The sequence below is a fragment of the Archangium violaceum genome, assembly GCF_016859125.1.
GTDB classification, from domain to species: domain Bacteria; phylum Myxococcota; class Myxococcia; order Myxococcales; family Myxococcaceae; genus Archangium; species Archangium violaceum_A.
Genome location: NZ_CP069338.1, coordinates 6,426,198 through 6,443,472, shown reverse-complemented (window position 1 = coordinate 6,443,472; position 17,275 = coordinate 6,426,198). Strand labels below are relative to the sequence as shown.

Below are 17,275 nucleotides of genomic sequence, written 5' to 3'. Positions count from 1 at the left end.
CATGGCCATCACCGAGCATCCACTCCCCAACCAGGCCTCGGGTCCGTACAGCATCGTGGGGGGTCCGGATGGCGCGCTCTGGTTCACCGAGATTCACGCGGGCCGGATTGGCCGCATCAGCGTCGACGGCGGGGTGAGCTCCTTCCCGCTCCCGACGCCCGATGCGGGGCCGTCCATCATCGTGGCCGGGCCAGACGGCGCGCTCTGGTTCACCGAGAACAAGGCGAACCGCATCGGGCGCATCACGACTTCTGGGGCGGTGACCGAGTACGCGCTACCCACCGAGAACGCGGGGCCATTCGGCCTCACCGTGGGACCCGATGGAGCGCTCTGGTTCACCGAGATGACGGCGAATCAACTGGGCCGCATCACCCTGGACGGGACGGTCACCGAGTTCCCTCTTCCCTCCCCCGACACATTCCCGTCCTTCATCACGACGGGAGCCGATGGCGCGCTCTGGTTCACGGAGAACAAGGGGAACCGGATCGGCCGGGCGACCACGTCCGGACAGGTGACCGGGTATGCACTGCCCACGCCTGGCGCGGGACCCGTGGGCATCACGGCCGGGCCGGACGGTGCGCTCTGGTTCGTCGAGATCCTCGTGGACCGGATCGGCCGGGTGACGACGCAGGGGCACGTCACGGAGTTCCCGCTCCCGAGGCCGGGCGCACGGCCGCACGCCATCGTCACCGGACCCGACGGTGCCCTGTGGTTCACGCAGTGGGGCAGCAACCACATCGGCCGGATGACGACGGAGGGAGCCGTCACCGAATACGAAATCCCCACCGACCGTGCGGAGCCACACGGCATCGCATCAGGCCCGGACGGCGCGCTCTGGTTCGCGGAGGAAGCGGGCAAGATCGGGCGTCTCGCCCCGCGGTGAGACCGGGCTCGAGCTCCCCTCGGGACGAGCTGTCACCTCCCGCGAGACACCGCTGACAGCTTGTCGCGTTCGAGGCGTGTGACACACGGGGAAGAGCACCCCTCTTCCCTCTGGAGTGCCTCCTGGCGAGGCCGTTGGTCCCGACCTTGCTCTGAGGGCGGGCATCCACGCGCAACCCCTGGAGGTCACCGATGTCCACCCTCATCCGTCCTACGTTCCATGCGCTCACCCTGCTCTGTGCCGCGTGCACGTGTCTGGTGGCAGCCCACGCCGTGAACTCGGTGGTGGACGCATGGCTCCAACCCCTCCCCTCCTTCCCGGAAGAGACCCCCAAGAAAGCGCGCTCGACCCAGGAGATGGCCACTCCTCTCGCCCTGGCGCCGCTCGCTCGCTACCTCGGACTGCCGGACAAGCTGCGCGAGGAGGTCCGTGTCACCCTTCCCTCCGAGCATGGGGATGGGGCTGTGCCGAACACACTGGGCCTGAAGCTGTTGGGCACGATGCTCGGAGCCACCCCCTCCACGACTTTCGCCTCTGTGTACGAAGGCCCTACGCGCCGCACGCGTTCCGTGTGGATGGGCGGCGACATCCAGGGCGCACAGGTGGTCGCTATCGAGCGCGCGCGGGTGCTGCTGATGAACGCAGGACAGATGGAATACGTCGAGCCAACGGCGACGGACGCGGCCCCCCAGCTCCAGGAGCCCCGCGAACCACGCGCCTCCTCCCTCGACGTGCGGCAGATCAGCCCACGGAACTACGAGGTCTCGCGCAAGGACCTGGATGCAACGCTCGCCAATCCCAACGAGGTCATGATGCAAGCGCGCCTCGTCCCCGCTTTCCGGGACGGAGAGCCCCAGGGCTTCAAGATGTTCGCCATCAAACCCAGCTCCATCTACAACCAGCTCGGCCTCCAGAATGGGGACGTCCTGAAGCGCATCAACGGGCACTCACTCCAGAGCCCGGACCGCGCGCTCGAGGCCTACCAGGCGCTGCGCGAGGCCTCACGCATCGAGCTGGAAGTGGAGCGCAACGGGCAGCCACTCCAACTGACGTACTCGGTGCGGTAGACCTGAGCGGCCCGCCTGACCTGCCCCTCGTGCATCAACGCATGGGGAACACGCCGGGCGTTGAGGTCCGAGGAGCGGTCCGCGGCGCCTCGGGCGTGATGAACGGAGTCACCATCAGGCCGCGGAAGGACTGGTACCGGGGCTCATCGAACTCCGGGAGACCGAGCTCGATGTCCCGGTCCTCGGGAGGCATACGGTAGGTACCGAACAGCCGATCCCACCACGCGAAGATGGCGCCATAGTTGGTGTCGGTCTCCTCGACGTAGCGGGAGTGGTGGACGTGGTGCATGCCCGGGCTCGTCAGCACCAGCGACATCCACCGATCGGCCCACGCGGGCAGCCGGATGTTCGCGTGCTGCAACATCGCCGAGGCCGTGTTGAGAACGGAGTGGAGCAGGAGCGACAGCAGGGGAACTCCGAACAGCGCGACCGCGAGGAGCTGGCAGATGAAGACGGAGAGGTTCTCGAGCGGATGAACCCGGAAGAGGGTCGTCGTATCGACGTCCGGGTCACTGTGGTGGACGCGATGCAGGCGCCACAGGAGCGACACCTTATGCATGAGCAGGTGCCGGCCATAGTGCACGAGGTCAATCGCGAGCAGGCCCAGGAAGACCTGGGCGAAGCCGGGCAGGGACACCAGGTTGAGCAGGCCGAAGTGGCGCTCCGCGGCACTCACGGCCAGGGTGCTCGTGAAGGCGACGATGAAGCCGAAGACCACCGTGCCCAGGGCGAAGAGACCCACGTGGCGCAGCCCGTGGACGAGGCGTCCGCGCCGCCCCGTGGCGAGTGGCCGGTACGTCTCGAGCACGAGCAGAGGGACGAGCACGGCGAGCATCAGCAGGAACTGATAGCGCTCGATGAAGGCTTCGAGGGCGAGGTGCATATGGAGCGACCTCTCTAGAGCAGTCGGCGAGAGGAGGAAACCCCACATCCCCGGCGCCCATGAATCCCGGCAGGTGTCCTCACGGCACGTACGGAGTGCCCGTACCACGTGTCCGCCTTCAGGAGGGCTTCGCCTTGGCCTTGAGGCCGGGCCACACGGAGCGGAGCGTGCCGGCGAGTTCCCGAAGCGCATCGGCGCGCGGGAAGCCCGGGCGCCACACCAGGGCGAGGGTACGGCTCGGCGACAGGCCCGCGAAGGGACGCACCACGAGTTGGCCCAGCCTGTTTTCGATGGGCACGGAGAGCGCGGGCAGCAGCGTGATGGCCCCCTCGCCCGACATCACCATCTGCGCCAGGGTGGTGAGGCTGGTCGCGCGGAAGTCCACCTCGCGAGCCCCGATGCGAGTGCACAGGGCGAGCGCCTGACCCCGGAAGCAGTGGCCATCCTCCAGCAGGAGCACGTTCTCCTCGTCCAGGTCCGCGAGCTGCACCTGCTTCTTCTTCGCCAGCGGATGCCCGGGGGGCGCCGCGACGACGAAGGGATCCTCCGCGATGACGGCGTGCTCCACGTCTCCGAGCTCGGGCACGAGCGCCAGCAGGGCCGCGTCCAACCGTCCCTCCTCCAGGCCGCGCACGAGAAGCTCCGTCTTGTCCTCGCGCAGCCGGAGCTTCAACCGGGGGTACTGCTTCACGAGCGCCGGGACCACCTCGGGCAGCACATAGGGCGCGATGGTGGGGATGACACCGAGCTGCAGATTTCCCGCGAAGGGATCGGACAAGCGGGACGCCGCGGACAGGATGTCACCGGCCTCGGTGAGCACCCGGCGCGCACGCGACACCAGCTCCTCTCCGGCCTCGGTCAGCATCACCCGGCGCTTGTCCCGCTCGAACACCTTCACGCCGAGCACCTCCTCGAGCTGCTGAATCTGGGCGCTCAAGGCGGGCTGGGAGACGTGACATCGCTCGGCCGCCCGGCGGAAACCGAGCGTGTCGGCGACGGCGACCAGGTACTCCAACTGCCGCAGGGAGATGTCGTTCAGGGAGGGCATGGCTTGGGAAGAACTGATAGCCGCAGCCTATCAATTCCATCGGAACGATGTCTTGGGAAACTCAGCGCCCACTCTCTACCTTCCACGACGTCACGAACGCACTGACGCCACTGGCAGGAGAGAACCGCGTGTCCAATCGTCCCCAATTGACCACCGAGGGCGGCGCCCCCGTCGCCGACAACCAGCACTCCCAGACCGCCGGCGCCACGGGCCCGGTGCTGTTGCAGGACCACCATCTGCTCGAGAAGCTCGCCCGCTTCAACCGCGAGCGCATTCCGGAGCGCGTGGTGCACGCGGTGGGCTCGGGCGCCTACGGCTACTTCGAGGTGACGAGCCCCGACGTGTCCCGCTTCACGCGCATGAGGCTCTTCAACGCCAGGGGCAAGCGCACCGAGGTCTTCGTGCGCTTCTCCACCGTGGCCGGCTCCAAGGGCGCGCCCGACACCGCGAGAGATCCCCGCGGCTTCGCGGTCCGCTTCTACACCGAGGACGGCAACTGGGACGTGGTGGGCAACAACACGCCCGTCTTCTTCCTGCGCGATGGCATCAAGTTCCCGGACTTCATCCACTCGCAGAAGTACGACCCGTTCACCAACTGCCAGGAGCCCGACAACCAGTGGGACTTCTTCTCGCACTCGCCCGAGGCCACGCACCAGTTCACCTGGCTCTTCGGTGACCGTGGCATCCCCGCGACGCTGCGGCACATGGATGGCTTCGGCTCGCACACCTTCCAGTGGGTGAACGCGCAGGGCGAGCGCTTCTGGGTGAAGTTCCACTTCAAGACCGACCAGGGCATCAAGACGCTCACCAGCGAAGAGGCCGCGGCCATTGGCGGAAGGGATCCACAGCACCACCAGCGCGACCTGTACGCGGCCATCGCGCGCGGCGAGTACCCCTCGTGGACGCTCGAGGTGCAGGTGATGCCCGAGGCCGACGCGGCCACCTACCGCTTCAACCCGTTCGATCTCACCAAGGTGTGGCCCCACAAGGACTACCCACTCATCGAGGTGGGCAAGATGGTGCTCGACCGGGCACCGGACAACTTCTTCGCGGAGGTGGAGCAGGCGGCGCTCGACCCCGCCAACTTCGTGCCGGGCATCGGCCCGTCGCCGGACCGCATGCTGCAGGCGCGCCTCTTCGCCTACGCCGACGCGGCCCGCTACCGGCTCGGCATCAACCACACCCAGCTGCCGGTGAACTCGCCCAAGGGGGTCAAGGGCGGCGCGCGCAACTACGGCCGTGACGGCGCCATGCGCTTCGACGGCAACGGCGGACGGAGCAAGAACTACGAGCCGAACAGCTTCGACGGCCCCGCGCAGTCGAACGAGCCTTCCGGGCTCGGCATCTCCGTCAGCGGCTCCACGGGCACCTACGTGCCGGTGCGCCACGCCGAGGACAACGACTTCGTGCAGGCCGGCAACCTGTACCGGCTGATGAGCGAGCCGGAGCGCGAGCGCCTCGTGGCGAACATCGCGGGCAGCCTGTCGCAGGTGAGCCGCGAGGACATCATCACGCGCAGCATCGCCTACTTCCGCAACGCCGACGAGGAGTACGGCGCGCGCGTCGCGGCGGCCGTCCACAAGCTGCGCAACTCCCGCTGAGCCGCCCTTCCCTCCCCTTCTCCGACTCGAGGACCCTCTCCATGAAGACGAACACCCAGGACGCACAGGCGATGACGATGGACGCGGATGTGATGGCCGTGGCGCGGAGCGCGTTCCAGCACGCGAGGGCCGGGGACGCACTCATCCTGGCCCGACTCGTCGAGGCGGGATTGCCCGCCAACCTCGCCAACGAGAAGGGGGACACGCTGTTGATGCTCGCGAGCTACCACGGCCACGCGGACGCCACCCGCGTCCTGCTCGAGCACCAGGCCGACCCGGAGAAGGCCAACGACCGGGGACAGACGCCGCTGGCCGGGGCCGCCTTCAAGGGAGACGTCACCATCGCGCGGCTCCTGCTGGACCACGGGGCCCGCGTCGATGGCGTGGCACCGGACGGCAAGACGGCCCTCATGTTCGCGGCGATGTTCGACCGGCTGGAGGTGCTCGAGCTGTTGCTCTCGCGCGGCGCGGCGCCTGAACGGACGGATGCCGGGAATCGCACGGCGCTCGACTACGCACGCGCCATGGGCGCCCGGCGCACGACGGAGAGGCTCGCGGAGTTGCGAAAGACGAACGGGCAGCAGCGGGCCTGACAAAACCAGACACCGGCCACCGCGCGCCGCACGGTGTCCGGACAGTCGTCGCAACCCGGCTTGACAAAAAATGCGCTCACACGCACCTTGCATCCCGTGAGCTTCGCATCCGCCACGACCACCACGACTACCACCGCCACTCGAACTGGCGGGAGCGGACTCGTGCGTGGAGTGAGCTGACGGACGCACGGTTCCCTGCCCCGCCTTCACCGGCCGGGGCGTCCGTGCAAGCGCTCAGTGCTCCGACCGGAAGACCTCTTTTCCCGACTCGGAGACTGACATGCTCGACGAACACGATCACCGTTCCCTTGGCCAGCGCCTGGATCTCTTCCACCTGCAGGAGGAGGCCCCCGGCATGGTCTTCTGGCACTCGCGCGGCTACCAGCTGTACCGGCTCATCGAGAACCGCGTGCGGCAGCAGATGCAACGCGAGGGCTACAGCGAGGTGAGGACGCCTCAAATCCTCGCCCAGCCCATCTGGGAGCGCAGCGGCCACTGGGAGAACTTCCGCGAGAACATGTTCCAGCTCGCCGACGAGGGCGGGCGGCACCTCGCGGTGAAGCCGGTGAGCTGCCCCGGCCACATCCAGCTCGTCCAGCGCATGGCCCCCAGCTACCGCGACCTGCCCCTGCGGCTGGGCGAGTTCGGGCTCGTGCACCGCAGCGAGCCGAGCGGCTCGCTCCACGGCCTGTTCCGCCTGCGCCAGTTCACGCAGGATGACGGGCACATCTTCTGTGCCGAGGACCAGATGCGCGAGGAGGTCTTCCGCTTCTGCCGCTCGCTCCACGCCTTCTATGCCGACTTCGGCTTCGAGCACGTGGAGGTGGCCTTCTCCAGCCGGCCCGCCCAGCGCGCCGGAAGTGACGAGGTGTGGGAGCTCGCGGAGTCCCTGTTGCTCGAGGCCGCGCAACAGGCGGGGTTGAAATGCCTCATGCAGCCCGGCCAGGGCGCCTTCTACGGGCCCAAGCTGGAGTTCGTGCTGAAGGACCGCCTCGGCCGCAGCTGGCAGTGCGGGACGATCCAGCTCGACCTGGTGCTGCCGGAGCGGTTCGACCTCCACTACGTGGATGCCTCGGGACAGAAGCGCCGGCCGCTGATGCTCCACCGGGCGATGCTCGGGAGCCTGGAGCGCTTCATCGGCATCCTGCTGGAGCACCACGGGGGCGCGCTGCCCGCGTGGCTGGCACCGGAGCAGGTGGTGGTGGCACCGCTGGGCGAGGCCGCCGCCGGTTACGCCGAGCGCTTCGCCGCGAAGCTGCGTGAAGCGGGCTGCCGGGTGAGCGTGGATGCGCGGGACGAGTCGCTCTCGCGGAAGATCGTCGACTAGCACCAGGCCGGCGTGCCGTGGCTCGTGGTGGTGGGCAACCGCGAGGTGGAGAAGAACGCCGTGCGGCTGCGGCGGCGGGATGGGGAGCAGCGAGACCTGCCCTGGGACGAGGCGGTGGCGGCGCTCGTCGCCGAGTGCCGCCCCGCGGCCTCCGCGTGAGTGACGGGGCGGTGACCCCACGAGGTCACCGCCCCTCCCCCGTTCTCGGTTCGACTGTGGGCCGCCATGAGCCTGGAGCGGGAAACCCCTGCTGTGCTTGTCTGCGCCGCATATGCCAGAGCGAGTGAACAAGATTGCCATCATCGGGGCCGGCGCGGTGGGCGCCACCATCGCCTATGCCGCCATGATCCGCGGAGTGGCCAAGCAGATCGCCCTCTATGACGTGAACCGGTCCAAGGTGGAGGCGGAGGCGCTGGACCTGAACCACGGGCTCCAGTTCGTGCCCATGGCCACGCTGGAGGGGTCGGACGACATCGGCGTGTGCGCGAGCTCGGACGTGGTGGTCATCACCGCGGGAGCCAAGCAGAAGCCGGGGCAGACGCGGCTGGAGCTCGCGGGAGCGAACGTGGAGCTGTGCCGCAAGCTCGTCCCCCATCTGTTGAAGGTGGCGCCCGACGCACTGCTGCTCGTGGTGACCAACCCGGTGGACGTGCTGACGTACGTGGTGCAGAAGCTGAGCGGCCTGCCGACGCGGCGGGTGTTCGGCAGCGGGACGGTGCTGGACTCCTCGCGCTTCCGCTTCCTGCTGGCGCGTCACCTGAACGTGGCGGTGCAGAACGTGCACGCCTTCATCGCGGGCGAGCACGGCGACTCGGAGATTCCCCTGTGGAGCTCGGCGACGGTGGGCGCCCTGCCGCTGATGCAGTGGTCGGTGCCCGGGCGCGCGCGGCTGGCGGAGGAGGACCGGAAACACATCTTCGACAACGTGCGCAACGCCGCCTACCACATCATCCAGGGCAAGGGCGCCACCAACTACGCCATCGGCCTGGCCACGGCGCAGATCCTCGAGGCGGTGCTGCACGACGAGCAGCGGGTGCTGCCCGTGAGCTCGCGGGTGGAGGGCTACCTCGGCATCAGCGACGTGTGTCTGAGCGTGCCGAGCATCGTCAACCGCGGTGGCGTGGAAGCGGTGCTGGAAGTGCCCCTGAGTGACTCGGAGCGCGAGGGCTTGAAGCGGAGCGCGGATACGATCCGCCAGACCATCCGCACCCTGGGATTCTGACGCCCGGCGCGGGAAGATACAGTGCACGGCCGTGTTCCCTCCGCTCGATTCCTTCCAGGAGCCTCCCCTCGTGAACTCTCGGTGTGCCCTCCTCGCGCGGCTCTCGCCCCTCCTGCTGCTCACCGTGCTCGCCTGCCGTAACGAGGTCCACGCCACGGGAGGCGTGCCGGTGTCCGGGTTCGAGATCGTCCAGAGCTGGCCCCATGATCCCCGGGCCTTCACGCAGGGCCTCGTCTACCGGGATGGCAAGTTGTACGAGGGCACGGGCGGCAACGGACAATCGAGCCTGCGCGAGGTGGAGCTCGAGACGGGCGCGGTCCTGCGCAAGCGCGACCTCGAGCGGCAATACTTCGGAGAGGGGATCGCCTTCCTCGGAGGCAGGCTCTATCAGCTCACCTGGCGCTCACGCGTGGGCTTCATCTACGACGCCGCGACGTTCCAGCAGGTGGGCCGGTTCGACTATTCCACCGAGGGCTGGGGGCTCACCACCGACGGTACGTCGCTCATCCTGAGCGATGGGACCGCCACGCTGCGCTTCCTCGATCCCCGGACGTTCGCGGTGCAGCGCACCGTCACGGTGACCGACGAGGGCCGCGAGGTCTCCCGGCTGAACGAGTTGGAGTACATCCGCGGCGAGGTCTACGCGAACGTGTGGATGACCGACCGCATCGCACGGATCGATCCGGCCTCGGGACGGGTGACGGGGTGGCTGGATCTCAAGGGGCTGCTCGCACCGGAGGAGCGCACCGGGCGCGAGGACGTGCTGAACGGGATTGCCTACGACGCGGCCCGGGATCGGCTGCTGGTCACCGGGAAGAACTGGCCGAAGCTGTTCCAGATCCGCGCCGTACCCCGGTAGGCCCGGTATTCAGCGAGAGCGGCGTCGCTGAACGCCCTGCTCGCTCAACTTCCAGGCCAGCTCGCGAGCCACCTCGAGCTCGAACGGCTTCTTGAGCCACTGCAGGTCCGCCCGGCCGACACGCTGGGCCACCTCCTCGCGGGAGATGTCCGAGAAGGCGCTGCAGATGGCGACCTCCAGTTGGGGGTCCTTCTCCAGCATGCGCATGATGGTCTCCAGCCCGTCCCAGCCCGGCGGCATCCGCATGTCGACGAGGGCGAAGGTGTAGGGCCGCGCCTCCTCCAAGGCACTGACGACCTTCTGGAACCCCTCGAGGCCCTGGGAGGCGGTGTCGATGATGAAGCTCACTTCAGGGGACGCGGCGGGCGGGGCGGCACCGAAGAGTTTCTTCTCCAGGCTGTCCAGGGCAGGGCGGCGCCACTTCGGCCCCAGCACCCGGCGCCAGACGTTGAGGATGGTGGGATCGTCGTCCACCACCAGGATGCGCCGCTGTGTCTGAACGTCCAGCCGGAGCCCACTTGATGGGGCCGGGCGTACACCCGGCCCCTGAGCCCCATCTTGAGACCCGGCCATCCAGAAAGTGTGAGGGGGTCGCCACTGGAGCGGAGCCGGTAGGGCGCTGCTCTTCGCCATGTTGTTGTCCTCCGGGCAACTGTACCTGGGTCCTACAAGGGGTGGAAGACACAGCTTCCGGAGAGATGCGCGCGGGCCGGCGTAAGGAAAAGCCCCGAGCATGCGGGAGCGGACATTCGCGGGGGACGGCATCAAGGGTGGGCCTCCAGGCCATGCAGGAGCACCTGGGGCTGCCTTCCCCGCCTGCTACTCCGGCGGGCCAGCGTACGACCCAGGGATGAGTGTGTTGGATTCAATGGGCCTCGTTGCTGGCCTTCACGGCCGGGCGGCGTGCGGCACCGTTCGCCACGCCGTTCAGGTAGTTCAGCGACATCTTCAATTGGTGGTCGGTCAGCTTCGCCGTCACGTCCCAGCCCCGCACGCCCTCGGGCAGCCCCCTCGGCTTCGCCATCGTCTCGGACTCGCTCGCCACCGACGGCTCCGCCTTGAAGTGCCGCTCCAGGTCCTTCTCTCGCGGCTGAGGGTCCTTCGCGCCCTTTCCACCCGGTGTCTCCGGAACCAGGTAGTCCGGGGTGATTCCCTTCTCCTGGATGCTGCGCCCCTTGGGGGTGTAGTACCGGGCAATGGTCAGCTTCAACCCCGAGCCATCCTCCAGCTCGATGACCGTCTGCACGCTCCCCTTTCCGAAGGTCTGCGTCCCCAGGATGGTCGCGCGGCCGTGGTCCTGCAGCGCCCCCGCGACGATCTCCGACGCCGACGCGCTCCCCGCGTTCACCAACACCACCAGCGGGTACTCCGGCTCCGTGTCCCGGTCCTTGCTGCGCTCCTCGGTCGTATTGGCCCCGTTGCGCCCGCGCGTGCTCACGATGGGCAGGCTCCCCGGCAGCCACAGGTCACTCACCGCCACCGCCTGGTCCAGCAACCCGCCCGGGTTGTTGCGCAGATCCAACACCACCCCGCGCAGCGGCTTGCCCCCGTTCTGCTCCCGCAGCCGGTCCAGCTCCTTGCGCAGGTACAGCGCCGTGCGGTCCTGGAAGTTCTTCACCTTCAGGTGGGCGATGCCCCCGTACAGCGCGCCCTCCACCGGGATGATGCGGATGTGGTCCCGGATGATGGCCAGCTCGCGCGGCGCATTGAAGCCCTCGCGCATGATGGTCAGCAGCACCCGCTTGCCCGCCGGGCCCCGCATCCGCTGCAGCACGTCCGACAGCCCCAGCCCTTGAAGGCTCTCGCCATCGATGGCGACGAGCTCGTCCCCCGCCCGGATGCCCGCGCGCGCCGCCGGCGTGTCGTCGATGGGCGCCACCACCACGATGCCCTCGCCCTTGCGCGCCACCTCGATGCCCAGCCCTCCGAACTCGCCGGAGGTGTCGATCTTCATCTCCTTGAAGACCTCGGGCGGCATGAAGACGGTGTGGGGATCCAACGTCTCCAACATGCCCTTGATGGCGCCCTGCATCAGCTTCTTGTCGTCCACCGGCTCCACGTAGTTGTTCTGCACGTACGAGAGCACCCGGGCGAACACCTCGAGCTGCTCGTAGGTGGTGGTCCGGGCGGTGGAGGGCTCGCGCCCGTCGGCCCGTGCCGTGGGTGCCAGGAGCAACAGGCCCGCGGCGAGTGCCGCGCGCCAGGAGTACGGGGAACGCATGGGCGCGACTCTAGCACCCGCCGCGCCCCGGCCCGCCTACAGCCCGGAGGCGTCCGCGAACCGCACCAGTTCCGACACCAGCTCGTCTGGTCGCTCCACGTGCGGGATGTGGCCGAACTGCTCCACCACCCTCACGCGTGCATGGGCCGGCAGGTTCGAGCGGAAGAAGTCCAGGCTTTGGTGTGGCAGCAATTTCTCACTCCCACCCCACACGAAGAGCACGGGCATGGCGAGCCGCTTGAGCTCCTCGGGCTTGAGGTACTCGGCCCTGGCCAGGGCGTCCTCGCTCAGCGCACGCACCGCGGGTGTGGCGTAGATGCCGCGCACCGCGTCGGCGAACAGCATCATCAACAGGGGCGGCCGGTGGAAGAGACGCCGGGTGAGCGCCCGCGACTGCTCGGCGGTGCGCACGTCCATGGACTCCAGCACCTCGCGGATGAGCTCGTGCCCCACGTCGGCGCCCGCTGGCGCCACCAGCCCCAGTGCGCGCACCAGCTCGGGGTGCTCCGCCGCCAGCTGCGCCGACAGGGCCCCACCCAGCGAGTTGCCCACCACGAAGGACGACCCCCCCACCACCTGCCGGCAGTACTCCACCAGCAGCGCGTACTGGCCGCGCACGCACGTCGGCCCGAGGCAGTACTCCGGCGAGAAGCCGTGCCCTGGCAGGTCCACCGCCAACACCCGCTCGAAGCGCCTGGCCAGCCCGAAGAAGATGCGCGCGAAGCCGTTGGCCGTCCCGCCCAGCCCGTGCACCAGCAGCACCGTCGGCCCCTTGCCGCGCCCCTTGAGCTCGTAGTGGTGGAGCGGCTGACCGCCCACGTTCACCACTTCCGACCGCACTCCGCGCGCCACCAACATGCGCCGGGTGACTTCCTGTAGTCCTGAGATCAAGTCCACGGTGGGGAAATTAACCGGCCCCATGCCGCACTGCATCATTTCCGTGCGCTCATCCATCCAGGAGTGGACGCTCGCCCGGGAGCGTGATGCGTCGGCCCTCTTCGGCGCTGCGCACCGCCGCCTCGAGCACGCGGATGACCTGGGCGGCGCTCTCCGCCGTCACCGGCACAGGTCCCTCGCCAGCGATGGCCGCGGCCAGCTGACGGTAGAAGCGCTCATAGCACCCCGGCAGGGTGGGCACGCTGCCCCCGCGACTCAGCCGGCCGTACCGCTCCGCGGGCTCGACACCCCAGCCGGCCTGGCCCGGCCGAAGCCCCGTGCCGAGCTGCTCCTCCTGCGGGTCGAGCCCGTACTTGCACCAGGCATCCGCTTCGCCCTGCAGGACGAAGCGGGGCCAGGGCTCGTGCACCACGGAGCCGGAGTGGAGGATGACGCGCAGCTCGCCATAGCGCAGCAACAGGTGGAACCAGTCCGTGGCCCGAGCCCCCTGCCGCTGCCGTCCGAGGTCGGCGGTGATGGACTCGGGCAGACCGAACAACAGCAAGGCCTGATCGACCAGGTGGGAACCCAGGTCCCACAGCGTGCCGCCCCCGGGGACGTCATCCTCCTTCCAGCGCGCCTTCACCTGGGGCCGGAAGCGATCGAAGTGGCTCTCGAAGCTGTACAACCGCCCGAGGCGTCCCTGCTCCAGCAACTGACGCACGGTGAGGAAGTCGCCATCCCAGCGCCGGTTGTGGAAGACGGTCAGACACCGGCCCCGCTCGCGCGCCAACGCATCCAGCCGCAGGGCCTCGGCCGGGTCCACGGTGAAGGGCTTCTCCACGACCACGTGCTTGCCGGCCAGGAGCGCCCGCTCGGCCAGTGACGCGTGCGTGTCGTTGGGCGCGGTGATGATGAGCAGGTCCAGCGAGGGATCCGCCAGCAGCTCCTCTGGGGAGAGCACGCGCACGCCCGGCCAGTCGCGCGCGACGTCCTCGGCCCGGCGCGTGGCGACCGCCGAAAGGGTGAAGGCCGGCTCGGCGGCGAGCAGCTGCGCGTGGAAGCGGGAGCCGGACAGGCCGTAGCCCATCAGCCCGGTGCGGATGGGAGAAGAAGAGGAAGGTCTCATAGCGTCAACGCGACAGCCAGGGTGCCGGGTCCAGGGCCTGCCCGGCCCGGCGGATCTCGAAGTACAGGTAGGCGCCCTTGAGCGAGCCCGTATCACCCACCTCGCCCACCACATCACCCGCCGCCACGTGGGCGCCCACCTGATGGGCCAGGGAGGACAGGTGTGCCACCAGCGTATGGTAGCCGCCCCCGTGGTCGAGGATGAGCAGATTGCCATAGCCGCGCATCCAACCCGCGTAGGCCACGGTCCCCTCCGCCACCGCCTTGACCGGCGTGCCCGCGGCCGCGCGGATGTCCACGCCCTTCTGCACGGTGACGGTGTTGAAGCGCGGATTCACCACGCGGCCGAAGCCCACCTCGATGATGCCCGGCGCGGGGAACGGCAGCTTCCCCTTGAGGGCCCCGAAGCCGGACGTGGCCGGGCCCTCGTTCATCTCCTGGATGACGCGCGTGAGGTCCGCGTCCGCCTGCTCCAGCTCGCGAACCATGCGCCGCGCCAGCTCCGCCTCGCCCTTGATGGCGCCCACCACCTCCTCGAGCGCCTCCTGCTGCGCCTTCGCCAACGCCTCCTGCTCCCGCAGGAAGCCCAGTCGGACGTTCAGCGAGCCCTGCAACCGGCGCAGCTCGGCCGCCGACTGGCGCCGCAATCCCGCCACCCGCTGCACCGTGCGCAGCACCCGCAGGTCCTCCTCCAGCGTGGCCCGCAGCGCGCGCGAGCGCCACACCATGGCGGAGAAGTCCTTCGCGCTCAGCAGCACCTCCAGGGGCCGGCGCCTCATCAGCCGGTACATGCCCCACAGCCGCGGGGACAGCCGGCGCATCTGCTCGCGCAGCATCTGCTGCGTCACCGCGTCCTCGTGCTCGGCCACGGCCAACCGCTTGCGGAAGACGGAGAGATCCCTCTCCAGCGCCTTCACCCGCTGCGAGCTGGTGGCCGCCCGCTGCTCCACCATCTCCAGCACCTCCAGCGCGGACACCTTGCGAGACTCGATGAGCGCGAGCGCCGCCCGCTGCGTGGACAACTTCTCGCGCACGGCCTCCCGCTCCGTCGCCTCCTCCTGCGCGGGCGACTCGGACGCGGCGCCCTCGGACGCGGACGGCTGCGCCGCGGCCCCGTCCTGGGAGAGGGCCACGCCACCCCACAGCAGCAACGAGAGGAGGACGAGCCGGCTCATACCCGCAGGAAGCGCCCCACCGCGATGAAGCTACCACCCAGCCCCAGCGCGCAGCCCGCCGCCAGCAGCTCCAGGGCCAGACCCGGCTCCAGCAGCGGCACCATGCCACCGGGCCCCACCAGGAAGGAGAAGAGCGAGGCCACTCCCGGCCCCACCAACCGCTCGAAGGCCACCAGTCCCGCCAGCGCCACCCCGGCCCCGAGCAGCCCCTGCAGGAAGCCCTCGATGAGGAAGGGCGCCTTGACGAAGCGGTCCGTCGCGCCCACCAGCTTCTGGATTTCGATCTCCTCGCGCCGCGCGTAGATGGCGAGCTGCAGCGTCGCGGACACGATGACCACCGTGGCCAGCAGCACCACCGCGAAGGCCACCCATCCGCCATAGCGCAGCGCCTTCGAGATGGCCGAGAGCCGCTCCACCGCCTCCTCGCCATAGTCCACGCCGGTGACACCGGGCATGGCGCGCAGCTCCTGGGCCAACGCCTTCAACGCGCCGGGGGTGCGCCGCTCCTGGGGAACCTCCAGCTCCAGCGAGGGCGGCAGGGGGTTCTCCGGGAGCTGCGCCAGCGCCTCGCCCAGGTCACCCAGCTCCCGAGCCAGACGATCGAGCGCGGCCTGGGGCGGAACCAACGAGGCCCGGCCTCCACTGGCGGCCACCATGCGCTCTCGCAGCACCGCGGCCCCCTCCTCGTCGAGCTCGGGGGACAGGTACACCGTCACCTGCACCTCGCCGCCCAGCGAGCCGATGAGCGCATCCACCATGCGTCCCATGGCCTGCGCCAGCCCCGCGGAGAAGAGGGCGATGGCGATCGTCGTCACCGCGATGAAGTGGACGAAGGGCGCATGCCGCAGCCCCGAGGCCGCCGAGCGCCAGAAGTAGGCTGCCTTCGCGATCGCGCTCATCCCGCCGTCATCCGCCGGGCCGCCTTCACCCCGTCCTCGTCCGACACGATGAACCCGCGCTCCAGCCGCAGCGTGCGCTTCTGGTAGCGCGTGATGAGGCTGGTGTCGTGGGTGGCCACCAGCACCGTGGTACCCCGCGCGTTCACGTCCATCAGCAGGTCCATGATCTCCAGCGTGAGCGCCGGGTCCAGGTTGCCCGTGGGCTCGTCCGCCAGGAGGATGGTGGGATCATTGACGAGCGCCCGTGCGATGACCACGCGCTGCTGCTCACCACCGGAGAGCTTCAGCGGCAGCGAGCCCGCCTTGTGCTGCAGGCCCACCAGCTTGAGCATCCGCTGCACGCGCTCGCGCGCCTGGGGCCGGGGCACGCCCAACACGTCCAGGGCGAAGGCCACGTTCTCCTCCACCGTGCGGTGCGGCAGCAGCTTGAAGTCCTGGAACACCACCCCGATGTTGCGCCGCAGGTAGGGCACGGCCGACTCGCGGATGCGCGCGATGTTCCGCCCACCCACGAGCACCTGGCCCTTGGTGGCTTTCTCTCCGCAGAAGATGAGCTTCATGAGCGTCGTCTTCCCCGCGCCCGAGGGCCCGGTGAGGAAGACGAACTCGCCCTTCTCCACGTGGAGGTTGATGTCCGAGAGGACGGGCGGATCGCCCGGATACGCCTTGTAGACGTGGAACATCTGGATCATCGGCGCGGCGATTATGTCCCCCGGACGCACGGAGGGCCAACGCTCGGCCGCCGACGTCCGGCTACTGGTTGTTGTCCTCGCCCGCCAGGTAGCTGAGGATGACCTCGTCCAGGCTCTTCTCGGAGATGAGATCCTCACCGAAGAGCGTCTCCACCCCCACCTCGTTGATCTTCGGCTGCACCTTCATGGCGCGCGCGGCGGCGATCTCCGGGGGAACGAAGGCGGCTGGAGGGGCCGCCGGAGGCGGAGCCTTGGGCTGAACGGGCTGCCGTGCGTGGGGGACGTCCTCGGCCGAACCGAGTTGGCCGGGTTGGTAATGACGCACCCCGCCCTCGTACCCGTCGTACACGCCGTTGATGAGGTTGCGCAGCATCTCCTTGTGCTGCTCCTCCATCAGCTCGCGCACGACCTCGGCGAGGTTCTCCGCGTTGAGGATGTCCGCGTACGACGTCTTCTTCGACGCGAGGATGTTCCCACCCACGAACAGGTGGGTGATGATGTGGGGGTTGTTGACGCCCGAGTCCTCGGTCTGGACGTGGTAGACCTTCCCCTTGTACTTGATGTTGTGGTTGAAGCCGGTGACGGCTTTTTCGAAGGTTTTCGCCATGCCCGAGGCCGAGGAACGTACCAGCGGTGCATGGGTGTGACAAGGAACGCGTCGGCCTTCTTCGGTTGAATGCCTGCTGGCCTTCCGACAGGAAGGCCGCGCCCCTGCACCGGTCACCAGACGACTTCGTCGAAAATCCCACTGCGGGTAGACTGCGCCGGCCACCGGGGGGGGAAGGCAGCCGCCGGAGCATC

The 17,275-nt window shown here is 68.9% G+C and carries 16 protein-coding genes and 1 pseudogene; 7 read left to right on the top strand and 10 right to left on the bottom strand.

Annotated features, from left to right (window positions below; genetic code table 11):
- Position 1: 1 nt before the first annotated feature.
- Entirely contained in the window at positions 2-883 is an 882-nt protein-coding gene (locus JQX13_RS27535; RefSeq protein WP_203402457.1) for a virginiamycin B lyase family protein, read from the top strand.
- A gap of 191 nt (positions 884-1,074) precedes the next feature.
- Positions 1,075-1,950 (top strand): type II secretion system protein GspC, encoded by an 876-nt coding sequence (gene gspC, locus JQX13_RS27530; RefSeq protein WP_203402456.1) that lies wholly within the window; start codon positions 1,075-1,077, stop codon positions 1,948-1,950.
- A gap of 34 nt (positions 1,951-1,984) precedes the next feature.
- Here gspC and JQX13_RS27525 read toward each other — a convergent pair whose 3' ends face one another.
- Together JQX13_RS27525 and JQX13_RS27520 are read right to left on the bottom strand one after the other, a co-directional pair.
- Positions 1,985-2,833, bottom strand: coding sequence for a sterol desaturase family protein (locus JQX13_RS27525; RefSeq protein ID WP_203402455.1), 849 nt, complete (start codon positions 2,831-2,833; stop codon positions 1,985-1,987).
- 118 nt (positions 2,834-2,951) lie between these two features.
- Positions 2,952-3,881, bottom strand: a complete 930-nt coding sequence (locus JQX13_RS27520; protein WP_203402454.1) for a LysR substrate-binding domain-containing protein — start codon at positions 3,879-3,881, stop codon at positions 2,952-2,954.
- Positions 3,882-4,009: 128 nt separating this feature from the next.
- Here JQX13_RS27520 and JQX13_RS27515 point away from each other — a divergent pair, with 128 nt between their 5' ends.
- The 5 genes and pseudogenes from JQX13_RS27515 to JQX13_RS27495 all read left to right on the top strand — a co-directional run bounded on the left by JQX13_RS27515 (position 4,010) and on the right by JQX13_RS27495 (position 9,483).
- On the top strand, positions 4,010-5,482 hold the full coding sequence (locus JQX13_RS27515) for a catalase (RefSeq protein WP_203402453.1): 1,473 nt from the start codon (positions 4,010-4,012) through the stop codon (positions 5,480-5,482).
- A 41-nt stretch (positions 5,483-5,523) separates the two neighbouring features.
- Positions 5,524-6,075: an ankyrin repeat domain-containing protein gene (locus JQX13_RS27510; RefSeq protein WP_203402452.1), complete on the top strand. Its 552-nt coding sequence runs from the start codon at positions 5,524-5,526 to the stop codon at positions 6,073-6,075.
- A 280-nt stretch (positions 6,076-6,355) separates the two neighbouring features.
- A pseudogene (thrS, locus tag JQX13_RS27505) lies at positions 6,356-7,561 on the top strand (threonine--tRNA ligase).
- A 124-nt stretch (positions 7,562-7,685) separates the two neighbouring features.
- A complete protein-coding gene (locus tag JQX13_RS27500; RefSeq protein ID WP_239013895.1) occupies positions 7,686-8,624 on the top strand; it encodes an L-lactate dehydrogenase in 939 nt (312 codons plus the stop codon).
- A 70-nt stretch (positions 8,625-8,694) separates the two neighbouring features.
- On the top strand, positions 8,695-9,483 hold the full coding sequence (locus JQX13_RS27495; RefSeq protein WP_239013894.1) for a glutaminyl-peptide cyclotransferase: 789 nt from the start codon (positions 8,695-8,697) through the stop codon (positions 9,481-9,483).
- A gap of 9 nt (positions 9,484-9,492) precedes the next feature.
- Here JQX13_RS27495 and JQX13_RS27490 read toward each other — a convergent pair whose 3' ends face one another.
- The 8 genes from JQX13_RS27490 to JQX13_RS27455 all read right to left on the bottom strand — a co-directional run bounded on the left by JQX13_RS27490 (position 9,493) and on the right by JQX13_RS27455 (position 17,081).
- Entirely contained in the window at positions 9,493-9,960 is a 468-nt protein-coding gene (locus tag JQX13_RS27490) for a response regulator (protein WP_203402450.1), read from the bottom strand.
- A 388-nt stretch (positions 9,961-10,348) separates the two neighbouring features.
- Positions 10,349-11,704, bottom strand: a complete 1,356-nt coding sequence (locus JQX13_RS27485; RefSeq protein WP_203402449.1) for a S41 family peptidase — start codon at positions 11,702-11,704, stop codon at positions 10,349-10,351.
- A 36-nt stretch (positions 11,705-11,740) separates the two neighbouring features.
- Positions 11,741-12,562, bottom strand: a complete 822-nt coding sequence (locus JQX13_RS27480; protein ID WP_343211014.1) for an alpha/beta fold hydrolase — start codon at positions 12,560-12,562, stop codon at positions 11,741-11,743.
- Between the two features lie 88 nt (positions 12,563-12,650).
- Complete coding sequence (locus JQX13_RS27475; RefSeq protein WP_203402447.1) at positions 12,651-13,709, bottom strand: oxidoreductase; 1,059 nt, start codon at positions 13,707-13,709, stop codon at positions 12,651-12,653.
- 4 nt (positions 13,710-13,713) lie between these two features.
- The gene (locus JQX13_RS27470) at positions 13,714-14,883 is read right to left on the bottom strand and encodes a murein hydrolase activator EnvC family protein (protein ID WP_203402446.1); all 1,170 of its coding nucleotides are present in this window, start codon (positions 14,881-14,883) and stop codon (positions 13,714-13,716) included.
- Positions 14,880-15,782, bottom strand: coding sequence for a cell division protein FtsX (locus JQX13_RS27465; protein WP_203402445.1), 903 nt, complete (start codon positions 15,780-15,782; stop codon positions 14,880-14,882). Before JQX13_RS27465 ends, JQX13_RS27470 begins: the two co-directional genes overlap by 4 nt.
- Positions 15,779-16,474 (bottom strand): cell division ATP-binding protein FtsE, encoded by a 696-nt coding sequence (ftsE, locus tag JQX13_RS27460; protein ID WP_203402444.1) that lies wholly within the window; start codon positions 16,472-16,474, stop codon positions 15,779-15,781. Before ftsE ends, JQX13_RS27465 begins: the two co-directional genes overlap by 4 nt.
- Before the next feature lie 61 nt (positions 16,475-16,535).
- Entirely contained in the window at positions 16,536-17,081 is a 546-nt protein-coding gene (locus JQX13_RS27455) for a hypothetical protein (RefSeq protein ID WP_203402443.1), read from the bottom strand.
- Positions 17,082-17,275: the final 194 nt, after the last annotated feature.